The sequence below is a fragment of the Rothia sp. 11273D007AR genome (assembly GCF_053547255.1).
Genome location: NZ_JBPPWJ010000009.1, coordinates 19,384 through 41,487 on the forward strand (window position 1 = coordinate 19,384; position 22,104 = coordinate 41,487).

The window sequence follows — 22,104 nt, forward strand, 5'->3', positions numbered from 1 at the left end:
AAACAGAGCAGATTAGGATCTGTGGCGGCGGGTAAAGCGCGCCCAGGGCTTCTTCTTTTCTACCATGCTTAGACTCTGTTCGGGGTATAGCGACGAGGCTGGTTTTCCTAGCCCAAGAGCCTCTAGAGTCGTTTGAGCTAGTTTATATAGCTGATGGGCTAGCTCTGTTTGTGGGCCCACCTCAAAGACTGTTGTTCCCTGTAGTCGAGCTTTATCTGCGGTTGCAGTGTCTTCTGGCAGCTGAACTGCTATGGGTAGGCTGGGGCCGAACCGTTCCCAGGAGTGTTCAAGGGCGGCCTGAGCTGAGTTGCCCAGGGCCTCGGTTCGGATACGGTTGAAGACGATGCTGATTTTTTCTTCAGAGGATACAGCCAGAGCTGCCTTGAGGGCATCGTAGGCTTTGATCAGTCGTGGTACGCCTACCACGTCTGCTAAACCTACAGTTATCAGGTGGTCGGCTCGTGTCAAGCTGGTAAGAGTTGCATCATTTCGTTGTGGAGTAAGACCATCAAAGCTCAAGGCTGGGTCTTCTTCTAGGCAAAATGAGGTATCAATTACCACCAGGTCGTACGTTGCCACCAGTGTATTGAGCACAAGGTCGAGAGCACTTGAACGCACCTCGACCCAGCGGTCTGGCCGGTTGATGCCGGTAACGATATCGAAGTAGTGGGAACGGTGCGAAACGGTGTGGGTGAGCTCTTTAAGCTGTTGCCGGTTTAGACCGCCACGATCTGCGTGGTGACAGAGCTGAGCCAGGCTTGAATAGTCATCGGTAAGACCTAACGCCGCTCCGACGGATGCACCGTAGGTATCTGCATCTACCAGGCAGACTGAGTACCCTGTTTCTGCATAGGCTGCTGCCAGATTGATAGCTAAGGTGGTGCGCCCAGGGGAACCGTAGGGACCCCACACCGCAACTATTTTCCCTTCCGTATGAGAGTGGGCAGGTGCGTCCTGCTCATCTTCAGTCCTTGTCTGGGGAGTTTTGATCTGGGCGGAGGACGCAGGGCTTTCGTACTGTGTCTGGCTGCCCTGCTCGCTGTCTGGCTCTGAGGTCAGTAGAGTATCAAGTGCCTTTTCTATCTCGCTCACGATCTCTGCGGTATCGGCTAGAGAATCAATCGGGTGGACGCCTTCGATACCGGGATAGTCTCCCCGATCCGTGACAAGGCAAACTGCGACCTCGAGGTGGTGCAAAGATTTGACCATGGAAAAAGTGAGTTCTTCTCCCCCGGTCACAATAAGCGCGGCGCGGGCAAGACCACTTTGTGCCAGCCCCAGCATCTCACCGATATCGTGCACATGCCGAACCACACTCACCTGTCCACGTTGAGATTCAATTGCAGAGATGAAACGTCCGCCTTCATCGCCAACAACAACAATTGGAATCTGCATTAGTTCCCTCCTGCCGCGTAAGCCGATGGGACCAGGTTAATCACGGCTCCCTTGCTTGTTGCGCCCAGTACAGTGGGTAGGACCTCCTGGTGTACCCATAGTTCTACAGCTGAACGCCCTGTACCTCCGATGACCGATTCCTGAGCGGTAACAGAATGGATCTCAGCTGACTCGGCTATCGCGGTGGGATCGCCGTAAGTGTTAGCTCCCTCTGTTTTGTATGCAACCCAAATATCTACCCGGTCACCGGGAACGTACTCTGCAACCGCATACTGATCGAGAAGTAAAGTAACAAGTCTACGACCGTCGCTCACCTCGTTGGACAGTGAACGAGATGAGAGAAGTTCACCTGCAGCTATGGGGCGGGTAGCGACTGATCCGTCAGCGATTGCCTGTTCAGCTGAAAGGTACATACCGGCTGAATCCCCGAGCTTGATCTGTGCAACTGTAACGTTCTCGGTCGTGATCTTCTCGCCAATACCAATATCTTTACTAGCAACGTAGTAGGGCTGGGTCTGATTGGTAGCTCGGACGAGGCCAACGACGCCCAGAACCGAGAGAAGAATAATTAGGACGCCCGCCAGCAGCTTAGGGTCGCGGAACCCCGGCTTTCTGAAACGGGGAGAAAGATTTTCTTGAGCCATCATGACACCTCTTTGAGTCAGGAAGTTTTCCTCGTTGACAGCAGTTTCCCTAACCAGAGCATTAAATTCAAAGATTCGGCATAATTTATGTCAAGGTTACGTAAAATCTAGCAAGTTATCCACAGGTCTTGATTCTTCTATCAAGGTGGTTCAAAATGCACTAAACTAAAGCAAAGAGTCCCCCACTTACTCCCCCGTTTCAGAAGGAACCAGACATGGTTGAACAGCGCTTTCTCACACTGACCGACGTTGGTGAAATTCTTAATATATCTCCCAGCCAGACTCGTGCCCTGGTACGCTCGGGAGAACTGAAGGCCATTCAGATTGGCGGTAGAAATCAGTGGCGGGTTGAAAAAAGCATGCTCGAGGCATATATCAGCGAGCGCTATGCAATGACTGAAGAAGCTATCCGCGCCGAGCAAGTCGAGCGAGCCGAAATCTCCTAAACAGACTATCTATCCCGCTACCCTGATAGCGGCAATTGAAGCGAAGGGGACGCTGCGTGGAGCCCCCTGGGTTCCGCGTGCGTCTTCTTTTTGTGCCTTGACGCCCACAATTTCGCAGTAATCAGCACCAACAGCCCATACCCTACCGGCACTGGTGAGACCGTTCCCGCCTGCATGATAGATGTGAATATCGCGCTGGGCAGCACTGAGGGCTCGTAGGGCAGACCCCAGCGTGAGCTTGCGTGAAACGTCAGTGGCTTCACCAAATGCCCGGTGGTTTCCACCCTCCCAATAAAGAATTTCAGACAGAGGAAGAATGATATCGGCACCCTCTGTAGCTACCTGAAGCCAGCCCAGCCCCAGAGTTTCTAGCCGTCCTCGCCAAATATCTCCGGTAGACCCGTGAACCGTCAGCTGCTGCCCGAGCTGGGCAGCTAAACGATCAGCTGCAGTAACTCGAGAAAGCTCTATCTGACGTAACTCTCGAGCATCTATTTCGTAGTCACGGTGCTTTTGTGCTTCCATCTGGATTTCGTAGTCCCGGAAGAGCAAATCTAAGTGTGCCATGCACTGAGGATACCCCGTCAACGAAAATTTATTGAAAAATTCGCTACAACCCTCTTGAATACATCACAAAGAGAAGTAATATGATTCATAAATCATCAAACTGCATCAAATGACATGATTTGAGGTGAAAGAAGTGAACTCACGGGTATTTGCTCTATGCGTAGCTAATCTGGTCCCCCTCCTAGCACTGGGTGGAGCTGGCGTATCTAGCGTGCTACTTCACCTGCTTCTAGTAGAAGACCATCAGAGCTTAGGGATAATTTCTCATGATCCCGGAACCTGGGTCAGTCTGCTGGCCTGCGCTATTGCCGGTCTGCTGTGTCTCGGTATCGCCCTCTGGTGGATTGCAGGACTGGTCTACTACTACGGTGCCCTAGTTCATGCCCGGCGCTCTACCGTGCACTTACAACTTCCAGTGTGGGCGCCAGGGCTCCTTAAAACACTTGCTGGCGCTTCTTTAGGTTTAGGAGCTTTAGCTCCCACGCAGGCATACGCTCTGCCACTTGAGCAATCGATCTCAGCAACGGTTCGTAGCAGTGAGGCAAGCTCACCCCTGTTCACCCGGGCTTCTCAAGCCGCTCACAACGTCGATGCACTATCAGCCAGTTCTACCCTGACGTCTACAACGTCACCTCTCTTTTCCCAGAGCCAGGCTCAGGAACAAACAACGCTTACAGTTCTTCCGGTCTCTACTACGAGCTACCAGCCCATTTCGCCCCTCTTTTCAGGTAGCACTCGAACGCTCCCGGATTTTTCAGAACGCACAGCAGTCACTTACACGGTAACCCCAGGTGACTCGCTGTGGAGCATTGCAGAAAACCAGCTTGCCCCCGATGCGTCAGGAGCTGAAGTACTAGCACTCGTGCACGCGATCTGGCAGCTTAATCAAGACTCAATCCCCACCCTAGAAACCCTTATTTTCCCAGGTCAAACCATCACCCTACCCCAATAGTTATGCAAAGGAGCATCACCGTGAAAACCGCTTTCCCAGAACGAGACGACCACAAATTTATCATTGTAGAAGCAACTGAATACGCTGAAAAATATGCTCCCTACTTTGAAAAAGGCCACCCGGAAGAGCCCGAGGTAAGCATCTCCTTCCTCAACCATGAAGAGCAAGCGGTAGAGCAGCTAGGTGTTCGAATCGGAACTGCCGCTATCGAAGTCTTTATGGGGCGGCGCCCCAAGCACCATCTGGCCCCCTGGATGACGCCTGCTTGCTACCGCACCTTAGAGAAGCAACTAGAACACGCTAAAGCCGCGATACTGTACCGCAAACGTCACTACCCTGAATCCATGTACCCCAGCAAGCCTCCAGCCAGGATTCGGCCTCGACGCGTCATCGTGCAGAAAGTATCGGCTTCAGCCTACGAGCTAAGTCTCTTAGTCACCGATGAATGTCGAACTCGCGCGGTAGCTCTTCGAGCTGAACGCCGACGCAGCGAATGGAAAATTGCAACACTTGCTATCGCCTAAAGTTACGCTCCGCGCTCGCTCGTCCAATAAGAGTATTTCAACCGGTAATAGTAAGTGCCCCTGAGCCTGGTAGCTCAGGGGCACTCTAGTGTGGCATCAATGCGACTGGACTGATTAGTCTAGGTAGTCACGCAGAACCTGGGAACGGCTGGGGTGACGGAGCTTAGACATAGTCTTTGATTCAATCTGGCGAATGCGCTCTCGGGTAACGCCGTAGACCTTGCCAATTTCATCAAGAGTCTTGGGCTGACCGTCGGTCATACCAAAGCGCATAGCGACAACGCCTGCTTCACGCTCAGAGAGGGTATCAAGAACCGAGTGTAGCTGCTCCTGGAGAAGGGTGAATGAGACAGCATCAGCAGGTACTACTGCTTCGGAGTCCTCAATCAGGTCGCCAAACTCGGAGTCGCCGTCCTCACCCAGAGGAGTGTGCAGGGAAATCGGCTCGCGGCCGTACTTCTGAACCTCGATAACCTTTTCGGGGGTCATATCGAGTTCCTTAGCGAGCTCTTCAGGAGTGGGTTCGCGGCCCAAATCCTGCAGCATCTGACGCTGGACGCGGGCAAGCTTGTTGATAACTTCAACCATGTGCACAGGGATGCGGATGGTACGGGCCTGGTCAGCCATTGCACGGGTGATAGCCTGACGAATCCACCAGGTTGCGTAGGTTGAGAACTTGAAGCCCTTTGAGTAGTCGAACTTCTCAACAGCGCGAATCAGACCCAGGTTACCTTCCTGAATCAGGTCGAGGAAGAGCATACCGCGGCCGGTGTAACGCTTGGCCAGGGAGACCACCAGACGCAGGTTCGCTTCCAGTAGGTGGTTCTTTGCACGACGACCGTCGTGGATAACCCAGCGCAGTTCCTTTTTGAGCTGCGGATCCATGTCGGGGTTCTCTTTGAGCTTGTGCTCAGCGTAAAGGCCTGCCTCAATACGCATAGCTAGGTCGACTTCCTGCTCAGCGTTCAGCAGGGCAACCTTACCGATCTGCTTGAGGTAGTCCTTGACGGGGTCTGCGGTAGCACCGGGGGTCACAACGCGGACGGCGGGGGCATCGTCTTCATCGTTGTTGGTCAGGACGAAGCCAGAACCCTTAGCTGCTACAGCTTCGGCCTCTTTCTTCTCTTCCTTGGTGACAGAATCTGCCTCGTCTTCGTCGTCATCTTCATCGACATCTTCGATGTCGTCGGCGTCGAGATCTTCGTCGTCCAGGTCGATATCGTCGTTGGCGAAATCGTCGCCCTCGTCCTTAGCCTTGCGGCTCTTCTTGGGGGCAGCCTTCTTAGCTGCGGTCTTCTTAGGGGCTCGCTGAGGTGCGGCGCTTTCTTCGTCGTCTGCTTCTACGGCGTCTGCTGCCTCGTCAGCCTTTTTTGCTTTGGCGCGAGTTGAGGTTTTTTTAGCGGTGGCTTTGGTTGCAGCGGTTTCGCTGGCTGCTTTCTTGCGTGCGGCTGGTGACACAGAAAACCTTTCTGAGCTAGTTGACCGTAGCGAGTGTGATGCGGTGTTCGCGGTCAAAACACCTAAGACCCTGTCAAGTGATCAATTCACACAATACAGTTTCCAGGGTATCTTTCGGAGAGTATAACGCCCGGGTGGGGGCTTATATTCCCGATAGAAAGCTGTATTTTTGAGAGACACTTAGAGCGGGGTCAATAGTCAAGTATGACATGTTTTAGGTTTTCTAGCGAAGAAGGCACGGCCGCTTATCTGCTGTTCTTGGTCACGTAGGTCTCTGGGGCTCCACCGGGCAGAGTAAGCCAGGCAGGGAAGGCGCTGACGCTCAAGAGATAGTTCAGAGGTAGAGAGCCCCCATCACGATAGGTGGTATCGATAGCTTCCAGCAGATGGAAAGCCTCTGTGGAGCTTCCTCGCATCCACCTTATCCATGATTGTGTGGCCAGCAGGGCAGCCTCGGCTTTTCCCGTTGCGGAGCTTTCCATAACCGCTGCCAGATAACCCAAAGCTTCCAGGCGTCTCCAGTTCGGTGGGGTGGGAACTACGCCAAAGATGGTTTCGGCCATCTCTTTCAGGCTATCTTCCGCATTGTTTATCTGCTCGCGTACACACGATTCAGGCTGGCTGAGATGGTCAAGCCTATAACGGTGCAGAGTCGACGGTAGAGGCAGAACTCTATCGCCTGCGGGTTTCTTACTCAGCCCCAGTTCTTCGCTGCCCTCTTCTAGAGCCCTCAGCGCTGCTAGGGAGTCCTGGAGAGTACGGCAGGCCTGAAAGATTACAAGTTGAAGGGTAGCAAAGCTGTCGAGAGAAGCGATGAGGAAACCGGCAGCATCGGGAATCACCTCAGCTCGTATAGTGTCGGCTAGTGTCCCGGCGTATAGTCCCTTACCGCCATTCGACCCATCGAACAAAGACGAAACAACACTTATAGCCTGCTCCCACAGCTCTAGTTCAGCAGCAATTTGGTGGACTTCTTGGGGGCTTTGTTTTTGCTTCTCTTCTATGTAGAAAGCGTTATAGGCTTCTGCATAAACCTGCCAGTGTTCTTGGCTTTCAGGGTCTGCAGTTTCCAGTGCTGTGCGGCTCTTTAGCTCCTGCGCTTCATGGGAATTGCCCGCAACAAGCGACCCCCGAGCTACCAGTTCGGCATACAGTGGGCTTGTGAGCACCTCTTCTAGGAAACCTGCGGGCGCCAGCTCCCCCTCAGCCGGATTTACAGCCCAGTAGGCTTCCTGCCCAACGGCAAGCACATCGAGTAGGTTCAGCCCGTGGCCCGCTGCGTGGATTGGCGCTACCTGCGTGTAGAGCTGGGCTGCTTCAAGAAAAGATCTTTCAGTCGAGACAACCACCTCTCCTGAAGCTGCCCCCTCTGAAAAGAGCAGCAAGAACGCACTGGTAATAGGGTCGCCGGTAGGGGTGTGGGTAGGGAAAGCGTCGAAGAGGTAGGTGAGATAGTCATCCGGAGCTACGTCGGAAACATCCGGCATATCAACGCGTAGCAGGGGCCCTGCTCCCCCATCACTCAGGGCCAAGAGCATGATGGACTTTTCAGGCCAGTAGCCTAAAAGGTGTAGGGCAAGGGCAAGGACGTCACGCTCCGAGCTGAGGTAGGCAACGGCGGGTTCTTCTGGGGTGTGGTGAATCTCTGTCATACCTACCAGGCTGATAGAGAAGAACATCTAAGACGAGCTCAACCTGATCTGTGGATATTCTCCACCCACCGGTCATCCGGCGTCCACCCATGTCAAAAGAAATAATCAAGCCCTCACGGAACGCATACTTCCCGTAAATCGGTGAACCCATGACGTATCTATGACGCCCTTAAAGCGGGTTTTCACAGGTAGCTTCACCACGGGGTCAGACCCGGACCGGTTTAGGAACCTGAGGAGCCCAGGCCGCGGGGGCCGTCCTCGTCCGCTTCCCGGGCCCGGTGATCAAGCTGAGCCAAGAAGGCCTCTACCTCATCACCGATTTCATCCCGGCTCGGAACCCGACCAGCGGCACGCTCAGAGAGGGGTAGGCTACCGAACCCCTGGGCGGCGTTCGCGTCGTAGGACTCTTCGAGGCGCTGAATCATCATCTGAATTTCAGGGCTAGCGCTAGCCTGCTCGTCAATCTGTAGCTGAACATTCTCAGACAGCTCACGCAAACGGTCTGAAGGCAGGCTCAGCTTGGCTGCCAGCGACAGGTGCTCCATAGCGACAAGAGCGGTCTGAGGCAGCTCTGACTCCGACAGGTACTGCGGCACGTTCACTGCGAAACCGGCCGTTCCAATACCAGCCTCGGTCAAGCGCACCTCCAACAGGCTCGACACCGAACCGGGGACCAGGGCCTCGGGCTGGAAAGAGGAAATACCGACCGTCAAATCCTTCCGGGACCCGTGCGCGGTGACAGGAATAGGACGGGTATGGGGTACCGGCATGGGAAAACCAGTCACTGTCAGCGCCACCGAGACCTCAAGACGCTGGGCGATATCAACAACATCTGCCGTAAACCGCTGCCATAACAAATCAGGCTCAGCACCGGTAAGGAGCAAGAAAGGCTTGCCCAGGCGGTCTTCTACCGCATACAGCTTGAGCTCAGGGAGGACCGGATTAGTGTAGTGGTCCTTTTTGAAAGTAATGCGGGGTTTACGAGAACGGTAGTCGTGCAGGCGGTCAGCGTCAAACTCGATGACCGGCACATTCTCAAGTTCATGCAAGAGCACTTCACCGAGGTGCCCGGCGGTTCCACCAGCGTCCTGTGGGTGGGAGAGAGCAATGACGAGGGGCAAACCTCGCAGTCGATTGTTTTCAAACGCCCCGGCGTGAGCAATATACAGCCGATCTTCCTGCGTCATCTTCCTAGCCCCCTTCTTTCTTCCCGTCCTCTGTGAGTCTCTATAGTACTCCAGGGTATGGGCACAGTGTAGCCTAATGTCGCGGGTATAACGCTGGGAATATGCAGAGCTATTCCCAGCGGGGCTTAAACTCTAGCCCCGGCATCTTTTGCTGTTCGCTCTGGGGTTATTTAGACTCCCCAACGTTGTGTAGGTTACATTTGGCCGCGGTTTTGGCCTACGCTTATACACGATAGCGCGGTCACTTATCTATGCCCGCCCCTCTTATTTCTGTTGTGAAGGGAGAAACCTGTGAGCGATTCTCACGACCTGTCATTCTCTGTAACGGCCCCCGACCTTGAGGCCCTCGAAGCCGACGTGCTGGTACTCGGCGTTTATTCCGGCAAGGAAGGCCCCTCGCTGGCCAGCAACCCCCTCGACGCCGAAACAGCCGAGGGCCTTGAGGCTATTTTGGAGGATTTGGGAGTCAGCGGTGGGCAGGACGAGCTCGTCCGACTTCCCGGCTTTGACGAAGCCGGTGCTGATGTAGTTGCCCTCATCGGCCTGGGTGCTCAGAAAGAGGACGCCGCCGCCCACCGTCTTGCCCTGCGCTACGCAGCGGGCTCAGCCGTCCGCCAGCTTGCCGGTGTAGAAACCGTTGCTCTGGCCCTGGGCGCAGAGTCTGTAGAAGATGTTGCTGCCCTGGCTGAGGGCGCCGCCTATGGCGCCTTTGCCGACACCCAGATGCGCGCTAAAACCGCTGATTCGGTCAAGGCTCCTGTTGCTGAGGTGCTGATTGTCAGCGACCTCACCCCCGCTGAGACAGAAAGTGCTCTCACCCGCGCTCTGATTCTGGGTGAGGCCGTTGCCCACACCCGTCGTCTGGTCAACACTCCCCCGTCTCACCTCTACCCCGAAACCTTCGCAGAGCGTGCCCTTTCCCGTGTAGAGGGCCTTGAAAACGTTGAAACCAGGGTCTGGGACTACGAAGAACTCGTTGCCGAAGGCTTCGGCGGCATCGCTGGCGTTGGCCAGGGCTCAGAGCGCAAGCCCCGCCTGGTAGAGGTCAAGTACACCCCCCAAAAGGCTGAAAAGACCGTTGCCATTGTGGGCAAGGGCATCACCTTCGACACCGGTGGCATTTCGCTCAAGCCCGCCGGGTCCATGACCACCATGAAGTCCGATATGGCAGGTGCCGCAACCGTCCTCAACGTCGTGGCAGCAGCTTCTGAGCTCAACCTGCCGGTTGCCGTACACGGCTACCTCTGCCTGGCTGAGAACATGCCCGGTGGCAATTCCATTCGCCCCGAAGATGTGCTGACCATGCGCAGCGGTCACACCGTTGAAGTCATGAATACCGACGCCGAAGGTCGCCTGGTCATGGCGGATGGCCTAGCCCTGGCCTCCGAGGGCGAGCCCGACGTCCTTCTCGACATCGCAACCCTCACCGGTGCCCAGCTCGTCGCTCTGGGCGTGCGCACCGCAGCGGTCATGGGTGACGATACCGTCCGCCAGCAGGTTGTTGAAGCAGCTACCGAAGCCGGCGAAGACTACTGGCCCATGCCTATGCCCGAGCACCTGCGCAAGAGCCTCAAGTCCCCCGTCGCCGACCTGCAGAACATCGGCTCCCGCTACGGCAGCATGCTGGTAGCAGGCCAGTTCCTGGAGGAATTCGTGGGCGAAAAGGACGGCGCAAAGATTCCCTGGGCCCACCTGGACTTTGCAGGCCCCTCCTTCAACGAGGAAGGCCCCTACGGTTTTACCCCCAAGGAAGGCACCGGCCACTCCATCGCCACCCTGATTAAGTTCATCGAGGCCTACGCCTAAGCATCTTGCTTTCCAGGGAACTTTTACATTTGCACCCCGTTGCCCGCGTTCTAGCAGGTAACGGGGTGTAATCATGCCCACCCGAGCAATAAAACACCTGCCAATAGTGGCAGGTGGACGCATTCAAGGGATAAGCTAGAAAACGACAGTACATAAGGGGGCTTAGGCCTCCGCGACCCATGCAAGGGAGCGTCAACGTGGCCGATTCGGCAACAACAGAATTCGATATCCTCATCCTCGGTGGCGGTAGCGCCGGTTACTCCGCAGCTCTGCGCGCGGTACAGCTGGGCTTCACCGTAGGTCTGATCGAAAAGAGCAACCTGGGCGGCACCTGCCTGCACACCGGTTGCATCCCCACCAAGGCTTACCTGCACGCTGCAGAACTCGCATCCGAGGCTCAGCACGCTTCAAAGTACGGTGTAAACACCACCCTCGAGTCCATCGATATGGCTAAGGTTCGTGACTACAAGGACGGCATCGTCGCCGGCAAGTTCAAGGGTCTGACCGGCCTTCTCAAGATGAAGAAGGTCACCGTCATCGAGGGCGAAGGCAAGCTCACCGGCAAGGACACCATCACCGTCGCTGGCACCGAATACAAGGGCAAGCACATCATCCTGGCATCCGGTTCTGTCTCCAAGACTTTCGGCATCGAGATTCGTGACCGCGTGCTCACCTCCACCGAAGCCCTGCAGATGGACTACCTGCCCAAGAGCGCTATCGTTCTGGGCGGCGGCGTCATCGGCTCCGAGTTCGCCTCCATGTGGAACTCCATGGGCGTAGAGGTCACCATCATCGAGGGCCTGCCCCACCTGGTCCCCAACGAAGACCCCTCCATCATCAAGGTCGTTGAGCGCGAATTCAAGAAGCGCGGCATCAAGTCCTCCCTGGGCAAGTTCTTCAAGACCGTTGAACAGGACGCCAACGGCGCCAAGGTTACCCTTGAAGATGGCACCGTCTTCGAGGCAGACATTGTTCTCGTTGCTGTCGGCCGTGGTCCCAACACCGAGGGCTTTGGCTACGACGAGCAGGGCCTGACCATGGACCGTGGCTTCGTTATCACCAACGAGCGCCTGCACACCGGCGTTGGCAACATCTACGCTATCGGCGACATCGTCCCCGGTGTTCAGCTGGCCCACCGCGGTTACCAGCAGGGCCGCTTCGTTGCCGAAGAAATCGCAGGCCTCAACCCCCAGATTGTTGAAGACATCAACATCCCCAAGGTCACCTTCTGCGAGCCTGAGATCGCCTCCATCGGCTACTCCCAGCCTAAGGCTGAAGAGAAGTTCGGCAAGGAAAACGTTGAGGTTGCAGAGTACAACCTGGCTGGCAACGGTAAGTCCTCCATCCTGGGCACCGGCGGCCTGGTCAAGGTCGTCCGCGAGAAGAACGGCCCCATCATCGGCGTTCACGCTGTTGGTAAGCGCATGGGCGAGCAGATTGGCGAGGCCCAGATGTGGGTTGTCTGGGAAGCCTTCCCCGAGGATGTCGCCCAGTTCATCCACGCCCACCCCACCCAGAACGAATCCCTGGGCGAGGCTGCAATGGCTCTGGCAGGCGCACCCCTGCACGGCTAAGACAAGCCCCTGCGGTAGGCGCTGGCCCTGACCCTGGTTATAGGGTCAGCGCCTACCCCTACAAATTTTTATCACTCACAAGGAGAGCACGAAGGACTATGTCCACCACCGTAGAACTGCCCGCACTGGGCGAATCCGTAACCGAGGGTACCGTTACCCGCTGGCTCGTTGAGGTTGGCGAAACCGTTGAGGTTGACCAGCCCATCGTTGAGGTTTCCACCGACAAGGTCGACACCGAAGTTCCCTCACCCGTAGCCGGTGTTGTTGAGAAGATTCTCGTTGAAGAGGACGAGGACGTCGAGGTCGGCGCTCCCCTCATCGTTATTGGCGACGGCTCCGGCGCAGGCTCATCTGACGATGCCCCCGCTGCAGAAGCCCCCAAGGCTGAAGAGAAGGAAGAAGCTCCCGCCGCTGAGGAAAAGAAGGAAGAGGCACCTGCTGCCGCCCCCGCGTCCTCAGGCTCAGCTTCTGGCACCGAGGTTACCCTGCCTGCTCTGGGCGAGTCCGTCACCGAAGGCACCATCACCCGCTGGCTCAAGGAAGTTGGCGAAGAAGTTGCTGTTGACGAGCCCCTCGTAGAGGTTTCCACCGACAAGGTCGACACCGAGGTTCCCTCACCCGTAGCCGGTACCCTGCTCGAAATCCGCATCCAGGAAGACGAGGACGCCGAAGTCGGCCAGGTTCTGGCTATCATCGGTGACGCTTCAGCCGCTTCTGCTCCTGCAGAAGAGAAGAAGGAAGAAGCACCCGCCGCTGAGGAAAAGAAGGAAGAAGCACCCGCTGTTTCTTCCACCGACGAAGCTGCCGAGGCCCCCGCTGTTGAACTGCCCTCCGGCGAAAACGGCGAAGCCTACGTCACTCCCCTGGTCCGCAAGCTGGCCAAGCAGGAAGGCATCGACCTGTCCACCATCAAGGGCACCGGTGTTGGCGGCCGCATCCGCAAGCAGGACGTCCTGGCTGCTGCTGAAGCTAAGAAGGGCGCTGCTCCCGTAGCATCAGCACCCGCTGCTGAAGCTCCCGCAACCGCAGCTCCTGCCAAGAAGGAAGCCCCCAAGGCTGCAGCGTCCTCAAAGCGCGGCACCACCGAAAAGGCTCCCCGTATCCGCCAGACCGTTGCTAAGCGCATGGTTGAGTCACTGGCTGTTTCAGCTCAGCTGACCACCGTCCAGGAAATCGACCTGACCCGTCTGGTTGCCCTGCGCAACAAGGCTAAGGCCGGCTTCGAGGCTCGCGAGGGCACCAAGCTCACCTTCCTGCCCTTCTTCACCAAGGCAGTCACCGAAGCTCTGCAGCAGTTCCCCCAGTTCAACTCGTCCATGAGCGATGACTTCAAGGAAATCACCTACCACGGTTCCGAGAACATCGGCCTGGCAGTTGACACCCCCAAGGGTCTGCTCGTTCCCGTTGTCAAGGACGCCGGCGACCTCAACATCGCAGGTATCGCCAAAAAGATCAACGACGTTGCCAAGCGCGCTCGTGACGGCCAGGTCGGCCCCGAGGAGCTGTCAGGTTCAACCTTCACCATCTCCTCCACTGGCCAGACCGGCGGTGTCTTCTTCACCCCGATCATCAACCAGCCCAACGTAGCGATCCTGGGCATCGGTTCCACCAACAAGCGTCCTGCTGTTATCCAGGATGCCGAAGGTAACGATGTTATCGCTATCCGTTCACTGGCTTACTTCTCACTGACCTACGATCACCGCGTTGTAGACGGTGCGGACGCCGGCCGCTTCCTGGCCTTCCTCAAGCAGCGTCTTGAAGAAGCAGCCTTTGAAGCTGAGGTTGGTCTCTAAGCCTCGAGCCTTAGTTCTGTGAGCTAGGCTCTCAGGTGCCCCGCTAGTCAAGTGCTAGCGGGGCACTTTACTTTCTCCCTTTTCTTGGCGTGGGCACTCCCACACTAGTTTTGGTGGCAAACTGTCGCTAAATAAACAGGTATTACGTAGACTTGTTATCATGGCTATCGCATTTTCAATTCTTCTTTTCTTGCACATCGTTGGTGCAGCAACGGTTTTCGGTCTCTGGCTGGGGACCTTTAAGCAGGGCATCGTCCTGCCCGGTCAGTTCCACGCAGCTCTTCTTCAGGTCGTGACCGGTTTTGCCCTCTACTTCATCCAGATGTCAGAAAACATGACTCTGAACCACATGATGATTGGCATCAAGATGGTCATCGCCCTGGTTATTGCTGTCGCTGCTTTCATGGGTCAGAAGAAGTACAAGGCTGCTCGTGCCCTGGGCACTCCCGAAAACGGCAAGAATATTGCCCTGGCCCACACTGTTGGTGGCCTGGCTCTGGTCAATATTGCTATCGCTGTTTTCATGCAGCACCTCCAGTTCTAAATATTCTGCTTTGAACCGGTAGGTTCTTAGCGTCAGGGGCGGTGTACCGGTTGAGGTACACCGCCCCTAGTTTTTTTGTTGAGGCAGAAAGTGGGCTAAGGCTTAGGCTGCTCTAGAGCTAGCGGTTGAGCTTGAGCTAGCAGGTAGCTTTCCCCCTGAATCTGTATGGTTAGCTCTACTTCTTGGAGCACCTTTCCTTCCTCCACTTTGATGCCCTGGGCTGCTAATTCCTCGCCGCTGGCAGTCGGGGTATAGCCGGTCGCTTGAACCGTTCCCCGGACCTTGAAGCCTTGCTCAGTCTGGGTAACCTCAGCGACAGTAAGCAGTTCTGTGCTCATTCCAGCTAAGTCAGCGGCGCCTTGGCTGGTCAGTAGTTGCCGGTCGGCTTCTGCCAGGGGTGAATCCATCACCGCGTAGTCGCTGATACGCTCGGTGGCACCGGTAGCCAGTACCTGGCTACGGGCAGCCACAAGTTGCGCAGCTTCAAGGGCGAGCTCGTCATTGGTCAGCTCAGAGGCAGGAGCCTGCTCTTGCCCATCAGCTATCTGCTGTGCCCCACCGGCTAGCTGCTGGCCTGCTTCTGGTAGCTCTAGGGCAGGCAGAGAGTGAGGGGCCTGGCTAGTTGCCGTAGTGGCGTCCTCCCCCTGTCCCTCTGCAAAGGAGAGCTGATAGCCTACCCCACCTAAAGCTAGAGCCCCTATCAGAACAGCACCGCTAATGGCCCACCGTTCTCTAATAAATCTTCCTAGAGGCAGCTGACTTGTGCCTTGACCGACAGGCTTACTACGAGATGGCTTGCGGGCCTTGGCATTGCTCCCCCGCGAGAAATCAGGAAGTTTCCCGTAGACCTGCCGCCGCTGGGCCAGCGATCGGCGGGGTTCAGCAGGGGCAGGGGGCCTGTAGGCGGGAAGACGAGAGCGGACTCTCTGATGGGCACTCAGGTGAAGTTCAAGAGGCTCAGGATCAGCAGCCAGCTCAATAAGTGCTAGCAGATCAGTCAGCTGGGGCTGCTGGGCACGAGAGTCGATAGCGTCCTCAAGGGTCTGGGCCAGGGCGTCGCTGGCCTGGGGGACAGCCAGGTTCAGGGGAGCCCTCAGACGCATGGCCTTAGGCTCTTCCCCGGTAAGGCAGAGCCAGAGCAGGGCGGCACAGGCTGCGATGTCATCTGCCTGCCGGCTCTTCTGTACCGCGGACGCCAGTGAGCGGGTATCAATGTCGGGGGCAAGGAGTTTCAGCTCGCCCCGCACGGTGAAGACGCAGTGGCGGGCCGCTAGCGCAGAATAGGCGAACCCCTGCTCGTGGAGGTAACCCAGCGCCTGGGTGAGAGCCCGGGCAACGGTGGTTACCTGCCCCAGGGGTAGTTTTCCCTTGGCTCGGCAATAGTCGGCGAGGGTTCCGGCCTCGGCCGCTTCATACCAAATATGGTGGGAACCCTTCGATGAGGTCACAGCATCGACCCTCAGCACTGCGGGGTGCGGGGTGAGGGAACACAGCCGTTCTGCGGATTTCGCACTAGCTTCTGCGTCGCCGGTGATCTGAGTCAGGGTGTAGGGGCCCGCCTGCAGCTCGAGGTGGGCGGCGCTTTGGTAGCCGCAGTCCACGACCCAGGTGCTGTGGTGGGCTCCGCTTTCAAGGCGGTAGCGCGGGGTTACATCGGGTAGGTTACCGGGTATCGGCAGGGCCTGGTCGTTTTCTGGTTCAGGCGGTGCGGACGCCCGGGTCGGCTGGGGTAGGTCTGTGGGGGTACTCATGCTTTAGCTATACACCACCTGGCAGCGCCACCGCCGGGAGTATCCACAGGGCCAGCATTTACGCTAGTCAACCGCATGAAGGTGCCCTGTGGATAAAAACGTCATCTAACGTCACAGCGCCACACCGGGAGTTCAGACGACCAGAGTCTCCCTGAATATTTTCGCCCCACCGCCAAAAGGGCTACCCTAGAAGGTATGGCACTTTTGTTTGAACGGGTCGGGCTTGCCCCCGACTATGTGGAATATACCTCCGCGCTGGACTACCAGCGCACCGTCCACGAAGAAGTCGCCACCGGCGTCCGGCAAAATACCGTCCTACTGCTAGAACACGAAGAAGTCATTACCGCCGGTAAGCGCACCGAAGACCACGAATACCCGACCGATAACCGCGTGCCCGTCATCAAAATCGACCGCGGTGGTAAGCTCACCTGGCACGGCCCCGGCCAGCTGGTTGGCTACCCTATCGTGCAGCTGCCCGAGCCCATCGACGTCGTCCGCTACGTGCGGGTACTCGAAGAGGTACTCATCAACGTCCTGACCGATCTGGGCATCGCCTGCCAGCGAGTCGAGGGGCGTTCAGGGGTCTGGGTGCTAGGCGACGGCGCCCTGGTGCAGGACAAAAAAATCGCAGCTATCGGCATCCGCGTTGCAAAGAACACCACCATGCACGGTTTCTCTATCAACTGCAACAACCCCACCGACCCCTTCGGCGCCTTTATCCCCTGCGGCATCACCGATGCGGGCGTCACCACCGTTAGCGAACAACTGGGCCGGAATATAACCCCCGCCGATATTGTTGACCGGGTAGAAGAAGAGCTGGCCCGTTACGCCGACCAGCTCGCCGCCGACTTCACACCGGCCCCCAGCGCATAAACCGCTCCCCCGGCAGAAGCCGCCAGCACACCCACCACAGGTTTACCACCAAAGGAGAACCCCACCTCATGAGCGCCCAGCCAGAAGGCCGCAAGCTACTTCGCGTTGAAGCCCGCAATGCAGAGGTCCCCATCGAGAAGAAGCCCTCATGGATCAAAACCAAGGCCAAGGTTGGCCCCGAATACAAAGAAATGGTTGATCTAGCCCGAGGCTCTGGCCTTCACACCGTGTGTGAAGAGGCCGGCTGCCCCAACATTTACGAGTGCTGGGAAGACCGCGAAGCAACCTACCTGATTGGCGGTTCAGAGTGCACCCGCCGTTGCGACTTCTGCATGATCGATACCGGTAAGCCCGTTGCTATTGACCGCACCGAGCCCCTTAAGGTGGCCCTCAACGTCAAGAAGATGGGCCTGCGCTACGCCACCGTCACCGGTGTAGCCCGTGACGATCTTGAGGACGGCGGCGCCTGGCTTTATGCCGAAACCATCCGCCAGATTCACCGCGTTTCCCCCAACACCGGCGTCGAAATCCTAATCCCCGACTTCAAGGGTAAGGAAGAGGACGTGCAGCAGGTCATCGACGCAGCGCCCGAGGTCTTCGCTCACAACCTTGAGACCGTCCCGCGTATCTTCCGTCAGATTCGCCCCGCCTTCCGCTACGAGCGCTCCCTGGACGTCATCACCCAGGGCAAGGAAGCCGGTCTGATTACCAAGTCCAACCTGATTCTGGGTATGGGTGAAACCAATGACGAGGTCTACGAGGCCCTCTGCGACCTGCACGATGCCGGCTGCTCCCTGATTACCCTTACCCAGTACCTGCGCCCGGGTCCCCTCTTCCACCCCATCGAGCGTTGGGTCAAGCCCGCCGAGTTCGTTGAGCTCTCAAAGATGGCCGAAGAGATTGGCTTTGCCGGTGTAATGGCAGGCCCCATGGTGCGCTCGTCCTACCGTGCAGGTAAGCTCTGGGCCCGTGCCATGAAGAAGCAGGGACGCGAAATCCCTGAGCACCTGTCACATATCGACGACTCAGGCTTTGCTATGCAGGAAGCTAGCTCCCTGGTAGCAGCAGGGGCCTAAAGGACGCTACCCCCCAGGGTTTCAAGCGCCCACCGGTTTCATCGGTGGGCGCTTGCCGTATAGAATGGGTAAGTTAGGGCGCGTATCGCACCCGCCCGCCCAGAATCGACTCACGAAGGAAACACAGTGGCTGAATCCCGTGGCAGCACCCGCGCACAGACCCGCGAAGAACAGAAGAAGGCTCGCGAAGAGCGCCGCGCCAAGCGCGGCCCCGGCATGTTTGCTCAGATGAAGCAGGTCTATGCCATGACCCGCGAGCAGGACCCCAACATCCCCTGGATTCTTGCTCTGGTCTTCTTTGGCACCGTCCTGGTCTTCCTGCTGATCGGCCTGCTGCTCAACAACTGGATTACCTTCCTTCTCATCGGTATCCCCCTGGGCATTCTTTTCGCCGTCATGGTGCTCTCCCGCCGGGCAGAAAAGGCAGCTTTCGCCCAGCTGGAAGGCCAGCCTGGTCGTTCCGGTGCAGCTCTTTCGACCCTGCGCCGCGGTTGGATTTTCGAGCAGCAGCCCGTTGCCGCTAACAAGTCCCAGGACGTCGTCTTCCGCGCCATCGGCCGCCCCGGCATCGTCCTGGTGACCGAAGGCCCCACCGGCCGCGTCAACGGCCTGGTCCAGAAGGAAAAGCTCAAGTACTCCAAGATCGTACCGACTGTTCCCGTAACCGTCATCAACACCGGGCACGCTGACGGCCAGGTTGAGCTCAAGCAGCTCACCAAGACCATGAACAAGCTGCCCAAGAAGCTCACCCAGCAGGAAATGCACCAGGTAGCTAACCGCATCGATTCGCTCTCGAAGCACAACAACATGCTGAACGCTATTCCTAAGGGTATTGATCCCATGCGTATGCGCCCCGACCGTCGAGGCATGCGCTAAGCCGCAGGTTTCCCATGAAGAAGGGGCCCGCTCAACAGATGTTGAGCGGGCCCCTTCTTCATGCGTACAGGCTTTTACTGCACGGGTTTCTGCTTTGAACCGCGCCACCAGTTCATGATGAAAACGTAAGCAATCAGGGCCAGGGTTATCTGCATCATGTAGCGGTCGATGGTCTCAAGAGTGGGCTGGATGCCCTCGCCGAAACGCAGCCCCAGGTAGAGGTAAAAGAGCTTATTGCCGATTGCTAGCAGGTAGATGTAGAGGCCGATGACCCAGCCCTTGAGTTTACGGATACCTGCGATAGCCACCAGAATCGTCGCCGGAATCGGTGAGAAAGGGATAAAGCCCAGCAGCAGACTCAGAAAGAGGTGCTTCTCAACAAAACCCTCAAGTTTGCGCCACCACAGGGGGGTGTGGTTAGCGAACAGCCAGGTGATGAAGTCCTGCCCCCAGTGCTTCCCCATAAAGAAGTAGACCGCCATGAACTTGATGTGGCTGGCGGCAGCAGCTGCGGTCAGGGCTGCCAGCATGAGGGCAGCTCCCTGATTCTGGGCAGCGGTGATCAGCAACCCCAGTCCCGAACCGGTCAGCAAAGAAACCAGCCAGGGTGCGTTGACCAGCAGATTAGGTCGCAGGGGAATCATGACCATCGAGAAAATGGTCATGAAGGCGAGTAGGCTCAGGAGCACCTTATCGACGGGGCCGGGCTTTGTGAGAAAGGACGGCAGCGCCGGGTCGTTCTCTTTCGGCGGCTCTTCGCCGGTAGGGTTCGTCATATCGTCTTTCATTTATCGAATCATCACCAAAATAGTATGGCGGGCCCGGTCGTGCAGGCCGCGCTGGTCGGCATCCATAATGACAACGGGCAGCACCAGCATGACCATAGACTGGCGAATCAGAGCGGTCAGCCAGCCAGCGGGCTTACCATTAAGTCGCTGTACCTGCATACCGAGGGCAAAATGCCCCACCGTATGCCCCATAAAACCGACGGCAGCAACCATATAGAGCCAGAAAATAACCAGCTGGGCAACATCAAGCACAGCGGTATTCACGCCCGGAAAAACCGTCTGCCCCAGCACAAAAAACATGCCCTCAATGAGCAGCCAGTCAATCCAAAAGGCCAGCAAACGGCGCACCGGGCGAGCAATAGCACCCCGCCCCGACCGCGGCCTGCCCATATTCTGCCCGGGGTACTCCTGGTCGGTAGGAGCCCCCTCTATCCAAGAACCTAAATCTCTTCTCGTAACCACCCAACTAACCTTACCGGCTCCTACCCCCTTTCCGCCCAAGAAAACCGGGCGCAGGCGTCCTACCCTCTGAGAAACCTGACCCCAAACCACCTACACTAGAAAAGGGGAACCTAGCCACCCAAACCCACGTAACACCAACGCAATTCAAGCGCCGGTACGTTACACACGCGAAACAAAAGCGATACTTTAGGGCAAAAAATACACCCTAGGCTAGAAACAACAGCGAGGGAGCCCACCCAACCGGGCACCCATGGGTCGAAAACAACTCAAGGAGAACAAACGACCATGTTCACTACCGCACAGGAAGTCCTCGACTTCATCAAGAACGAAGACATCAAGTTCGTTGACATCCGCTTCTGCGACCTGCCCGGCGTACAGCAGCACTTCAACCTGCCCGCTAAGGCTATCGACGAAGACTTCTTCACCGTAGGCCAGATGTTCGACGGCTCCTCAATCCGCGGCTTCCAGGGCATCGCCGAATCAGACATGCAGCTGATCCCCGACGTCTCCAGCTGCTACGTTGACCCCTTCCGCCTTGAGAAGACCCTGGTTGTTACCGGCTCCATCGTCAACCCCCGCACCGGCGAGTCCTACCACCGCGACCCCCGCGGCGTCGCCGAACGCGCCGAAGAATACCTGAAGTCAACCGGTATCGCTGACACCGCCTTCTTCGCATCAGAAGCAGAATTCTTCGTCTTCGAAAACGTCCAGCACGAAGTTACCCCCCAGTCAGTCTTCTTCAAAATCGACTCAGACGAGGCACCCTGGAACTCCGGCCGCAAGGAAGAGGGCGGCAACCTCGGTAACAAGACCCTCGCCAAGGGCGGCTACTTCCCCGTTTCCCCCGTCGACAAGCAGGCTGACCTGCGTGACGCCATGTGCGTAGCCCTCGACGAGGTAGGCCTCGAAGTAGAGCGCTCCCACCACGAAGTAGGCGCCCCCGGCCAGGCTGAGATCAACTACAAGTTCTCCACCCTAACCCAGGCAGCAGACGACCTGCTCAAGTTCAAGTACGTCATCAAGAACACCGCTGACCAGTGGGGCAAGACCGTCACCTTCATGCCCAAGCCCGTCTTCGGCGACAACGGCTCAGGCATGCACTGCCACCAGTCACTCTGGCAGGACGGCGAGCCCCTCTTCTACGACGAGCGCGGCTACGCGGGTCTCTCAGACGTTGCCCGCTGGTACATCGGCGGTCTGATTGAGCACTCCTCATCAGTTCTGGCCTTCACCAACCCCACCGTCAACTCCTACAAGCGCCTGGTGCCCGGTTACGAAGCCCCCATCAACATGGTCTACTCCCAGGGCAACCGTTCCGCCGGCATCCGCATCCCCATCACCGGTACCAACCCCAAGGCAAAGCGCCTCGAGTTCCGTGCACCCGACCCCTCATCCAACCCCTACCTGGCTTTCGCAGCCCAGCTCATGGCAGGTCTGGACGGCATCCGCAACCGCATCGAACCCCCGGCACCCATCGACAAGGACCTCTACGAGCTGCCCGCCGAAGAAGCAGCAGACATCAAGAAGGCACCCGCCAACCTTGAAGAAGCCCTTGACGCCCTCGAAAAGGACCACGATTTCCTTCTGGCAGGCGACGTCTTCACCGAAGACCTCATCTCAGCCTGGATTGACTACAAGCGCAGCAACGAGCTCGCTCCCCTGCTGTTGGTCCCCCACCCCCTCGAATACCAGATGTACTACGGCGTCTAAGCCCCGGTAAACTGACATTCACAAGC

19 protein-coding genes are annotated in these 22,104 nt (G+C 57.3%); 10 read left to right on the forward strand and 9 right to left on the reverse strand.

Annotated features, from left to right (window positions below; translation table 11 throughout):
* Positions 1–12: 12 nt before the first annotated feature.
* Positions 13–1,395, reverse strand: coding sequence for an AAA family ATPase (locus tag ACED88_RS06335; protein WP_449109087.1), 1,383 nt, complete (start codon positions 1,393–1,395; stop codon positions 13–15).
* Positions 1,395–2,042 carry an SAF domain-containing protein gene (locus ACED88_RS06340; RefSeq protein ID WP_449109088.1) on the reverse strand — a complete coding sequence of 216 codons (648 nt, stop codon included), beginning with the start codon at positions 2,040–2,042 and terminating at the stop codon, positions 1,395–1,397. The genes ACED88_RS06335 and ACED88_RS06340 overlap by 1 nt, the downstream gene beginning before the upstream one ends.
* A gap of 212 nt (positions 2,043–2,254) precedes the next feature.
* On the opposite strand from ACED88_RS06340, the gene ACED88_RS06345 reads away from it, so the two are divergent.
* Positions 2,255–2,485: a helix-turn-helix domain-containing protein gene (locus ACED88_RS06345; protein ID WP_237195397.1), complete on the forward strand. Its 231-nt coding sequence runs from the start codon at positions 2,255–2,257 to the stop codon at positions 2,483–2,485.
* 9 nt (positions 2,486–2,494) lie between these two features.
* Here the strand turns inward: ACED88_RS06345 and ACED88_RS06350 are convergent, their stop codons facing one another.
* Positions 2,495–3,052, reverse strand: coding sequence for a hypothetical protein (locus tag ACED88_RS06350; protein ID WP_449109089.1), 558 nt, complete (start codon positions 3,050–3,052; stop codon positions 2,495–2,497).
* Positions 3,053–4,024: 972 nt separating this feature from the next.
* On the opposite strand from ACED88_RS06350, the gene ACED88_RS06355 reads away from it, so the two are divergent.
* Positions 4,025–4,528 (forward strand): Rv3235 family protein, encoded by a 504-nt coding sequence (locus tag ACED88_RS06355; RefSeq protein ID WP_185173117.1) that lies wholly within the window; start codon positions 4,025–4,027, stop codon positions 4,526–4,528.
* 114 nt (positions 4,529–4,642) lie between these two features.
* Here the strand turns inward: ACED88_RS06355 and ACED88_RS06360 are convergent, their stop codons facing one another.
* The 3 genes from ACED88_RS06360 to ACED88_RS06370 all read right to left on the reverse strand — a co-directional run bounded on the left by ACED88_RS06360 (position 4,643) and on the right by ACED88_RS06370 (position 8,825).
* On the reverse strand, positions 4,643–6,043 hold the full coding sequence (locus ACED88_RS06360; protein ID WP_272878322.1) for an RNA polymerase sigma factor: 1,401 nt from the start codon (positions 6,041–6,043) through the stop codon (positions 4,643–4,645).
* 188 nt (positions 6,044–6,231) lie between these two features.
* Positions 6,232–7,638 (reverse strand): DUF4192 family protein, encoded by a 1,407-nt coding sequence (locus ACED88_RS06365; protein ID WP_449109090.1) that lies wholly within the window; start codon positions 7,636–7,638, stop codon positions 6,232–6,234.
* 221 nt (positions 7,639–7,859) lie between these two features.
* Complete coding sequence (locus ACED88_RS06370; protein WP_449109091.1) at positions 7,860–8,825, reverse strand: proteasome assembly chaperone family protein; 966 nt, start codon at positions 8,823–8,825, stop codon at positions 7,860–7,862.
* A gap of 291 nt (positions 8,826–9,116) precedes the next feature.
* Between ACED88_RS06370 and ACED88_RS06375 the strand changes: the two genes are divergently transcribed.
* The 4 genes from ACED88_RS06375 (at position 9,117) to ACED88_RS06390 (ending at position 14,542) form a co-directional block, all read left to right on the forward strand.
* Positions 9,117–10,631: a leucyl aminopeptidase gene (locus ACED88_RS06375; RefSeq protein ID WP_449109092.1), complete on the forward strand. Its 1,515-nt coding sequence runs from the start codon at positions 9,117–9,119 to the stop codon at positions 10,629–10,631.
* Between the two features lie 179 nt (positions 10,632–10,810).
* Positions 10,811–12,205, forward strand: coding sequence for a dihydrolipoyl dehydrogenase (gene lpdA / locus ACED88_RS06380; RefSeq protein ID WP_237207170.1), 1,395 nt, complete (start codon positions 10,811–10,813; stop codon positions 12,203–12,205).
* Positions 12,206–12,303: 98 nt separating this feature from the next.
* Positions 12,304–13,998, forward strand: coding sequence for a 2-oxoglutarate dehydrogenase, E2 component, dihydrolipoamide succinyltransferase (sucB, locus tag ACED88_RS06385; protein WP_449107343.1), 1,695 nt, complete (start codon positions 12,304–12,306; stop codon positions 13,996–13,998).
* Between the two features lie 160 nt (positions 13,999–14,158).
* Complete coding sequence (locus tag ACED88_RS06390) at positions 14,159–14,542, forward strand: hypothetical protein (protein WP_237223058.1); 384 nt, start codon at positions 14,159–14,161, stop codon at positions 14,540–14,542.
* 95 nt (positions 14,543–14,637) lie between these two features.
* Here the strand turns inward: ACED88_RS06390 and ACED88_RS06395 are convergent, their stop codons facing one another.
* Positions 14,638–16,293 carry a protein kinase gene (locus tag ACED88_RS06395; protein ID WP_449109093.1) on the reverse strand — a complete coding sequence of 552 codons (1,656 nt, stop codon included), beginning with the start codon at positions 16,291–16,293 and terminating at the stop codon, positions 14,638–14,640.
* A 195-nt stretch (positions 16,294–16,488) separates the two neighbouring features.
* On the opposite strand from ACED88_RS06395, the gene lipB reads away from it, so the two are divergent.
* The 3 genes from lipB (at position 16,489) to ACED88_RS06410 (ending at position 19,118) form a co-directional block, all read left to right on the forward strand.
* A complete protein-coding gene (gene lipB, locus ACED88_RS06400; RefSeq protein WP_449109094.1) occupies positions 16,489–17,166 on the forward strand; it encodes a lipoyl(octanoyl) transferase LipB in 678 nt (225 codons plus the stop codon).
* Positions 17,167–17,234: 68 nt separating this feature from the next.
* On the forward strand, positions 17,235–18,242 hold the full coding sequence (gene lipA, locus ACED88_RS06405) for a lipoyl synthase (RefSeq protein ID WP_449109095.1): 1,008 nt from the start codon (positions 17,235–17,237) through the stop codon (positions 18,240–18,242).
* A 126-nt stretch (positions 18,243–18,368) separates the two neighbouring features.
* Positions 18,369–19,118, forward strand: coding sequence for a DUF4191 domain-containing protein (locus ACED88_RS06410; RefSeq protein ID WP_449109096.1), 750 nt, complete (start codon positions 18,369–18,371; stop codon positions 19,116–19,118).
* 74 nt (positions 19,119–19,192) lie between these two features.
* Here the strand turns inward: ACED88_RS06410 and ACED88_RS06415 are convergent, their stop codons facing one another.
* Both ACED88_RS06415 and ACED88_RS06420 read right to left on the reverse strand, forming a co-directional pair.
* Positions 19,193–19,894, reverse strand: coding sequence for a hypothetical protein (locus ACED88_RS06415; protein WP_449109097.1), 702 nt, complete (start codon positions 19,892–19,894; stop codon positions 19,193–19,195).
* Positions 19,895–19,906: 12 nt separating this feature from the next.
* Positions 19,907–20,296: an RDD family protein gene (locus ACED88_RS06420; protein WP_449107338.1), complete on the reverse strand. Its 390-nt coding sequence runs from the start codon at positions 20,294–20,296 to the stop codon at positions 19,907–19,909.
* A gap of 357 nt (positions 20,297–20,653) precedes the next feature.
* Here ACED88_RS06420 and glnA point away from each other — a divergent pair, with 357 nt between their 5' ends.
* Entirely contained in the window at positions 20,654–22,078 is a 1,425-nt protein-coding gene (gene glnA, locus ACED88_RS06425; RefSeq protein WP_449107337.1) for a type I glutamate--ammonia ligase, read from the forward strand.
* Positions 22,079–22,104: the final 26 nt, after the last annotated feature.

Excerpts from the sequence above, each read along its gene's own strand:
- ACED88_RS06335 (WP_449109087.1), bottom strand. The coding sequence starts at position 1,395 with ATGCAGATTCCAATTGTTGTTGTTGGCGATGAAGGCGGACGTTTCATC.
- ACED88_RS06340 (WP_449109088.1), bottom strand. The coding sequence starts at position 2,042 with ATGATGGCTCAAGAAAATCTTTCTCCCCGTTTCAGAAAGCCGGGGTTC.
- ACED88_RS06345 (WP_237195397.1), top strand. The coding sequence starts at position 2,255 with ATGGTTGAACAGCGCTTTCTCACACTGACCGACGTTGGTGAAATTCTT.
- ACED88_RS06350 (WP_449109089.1), bottom strand. The coding sequence starts at position 3,052 with ATGGCACACTTAGATTTGCTCTTCCGGGACTACGAAATCCAGATGGAA.
- ACED88_RS06365 (WP_449109090.1), bottom strand. The coding sequence starts at position 7,638 with ATGACAGAGATTCACCACACCCCAGAAGAACCCGCCGTTGCCTACCTC.
- ACED88_RS06370 (WP_449109091.1), bottom strand. The coding sequence starts at position 8,825 with ATGACGCAGGAAGATCGGCTGTATATTGCTCACGCCGGGGCGTTTGAA.
- lpdA (WP_237207170.1), top strand. The coding sequence starts at position 10,811 with ATGCAAGGGAGCGTCAACGTGGCCGATTCGGCAACAACAGAATTCGAT.
- sucB (WP_449107343.1), top strand. The coding sequence starts at position 12,304 with ATGTCCACCACCGTAGAACTGCCCGCACTGGGCGAATCCGTAACCGAG.
- ACED88_RS06390 (WP_237223058.1), top strand. The coding sequence starts at position 14,159 with ATGGCTATCGCATTTTCAATTCTTCTTTTCTTGCACATCGTTGGTGCA.
- ACED88_RS06395 (WP_449109093.1), bottom strand. The coding sequence starts at position 16,293 with ATGAGTACCCCCACAGACCTACCCCAGCCGACCCGGGCGTCCGCACCG.
- lipB (WP_449109094.1), top strand. The coding sequence starts at position 16,489 with ATGGCACTTTTGTTTGAACGGGTCGGGCTTGCCCCCGACTATGTGGAA.
- lipA (WP_449109095.1), top strand. The coding sequence starts at position 17,235 with ATGAGCGCCCAGCCAGAAGGCCGCAAGCTACTTCGCGTTGAAGCCCGC.
- ACED88_RS06415 (WP_449109097.1), bottom strand. The coding sequence starts at position 19,894 with ATGACGAACCCTACCGGCGAAGAGCCGCCGAAAGAGAACGACCCGGCG.
- ACED88_RS06420 (WP_449107338.1), bottom strand. The coding sequence starts at position 20,296 with ATGGGCAGGCCGCGGTCGGGGCGGGGTGCTATTGCTCGCCCGGTGCGC.
- glnA (WP_449107337.1), top strand. The coding sequence starts at position 20,654 with ATGTTCACTACCGCACAGGAAGTCCTCGACTTCATCAAGAACGAAGAC.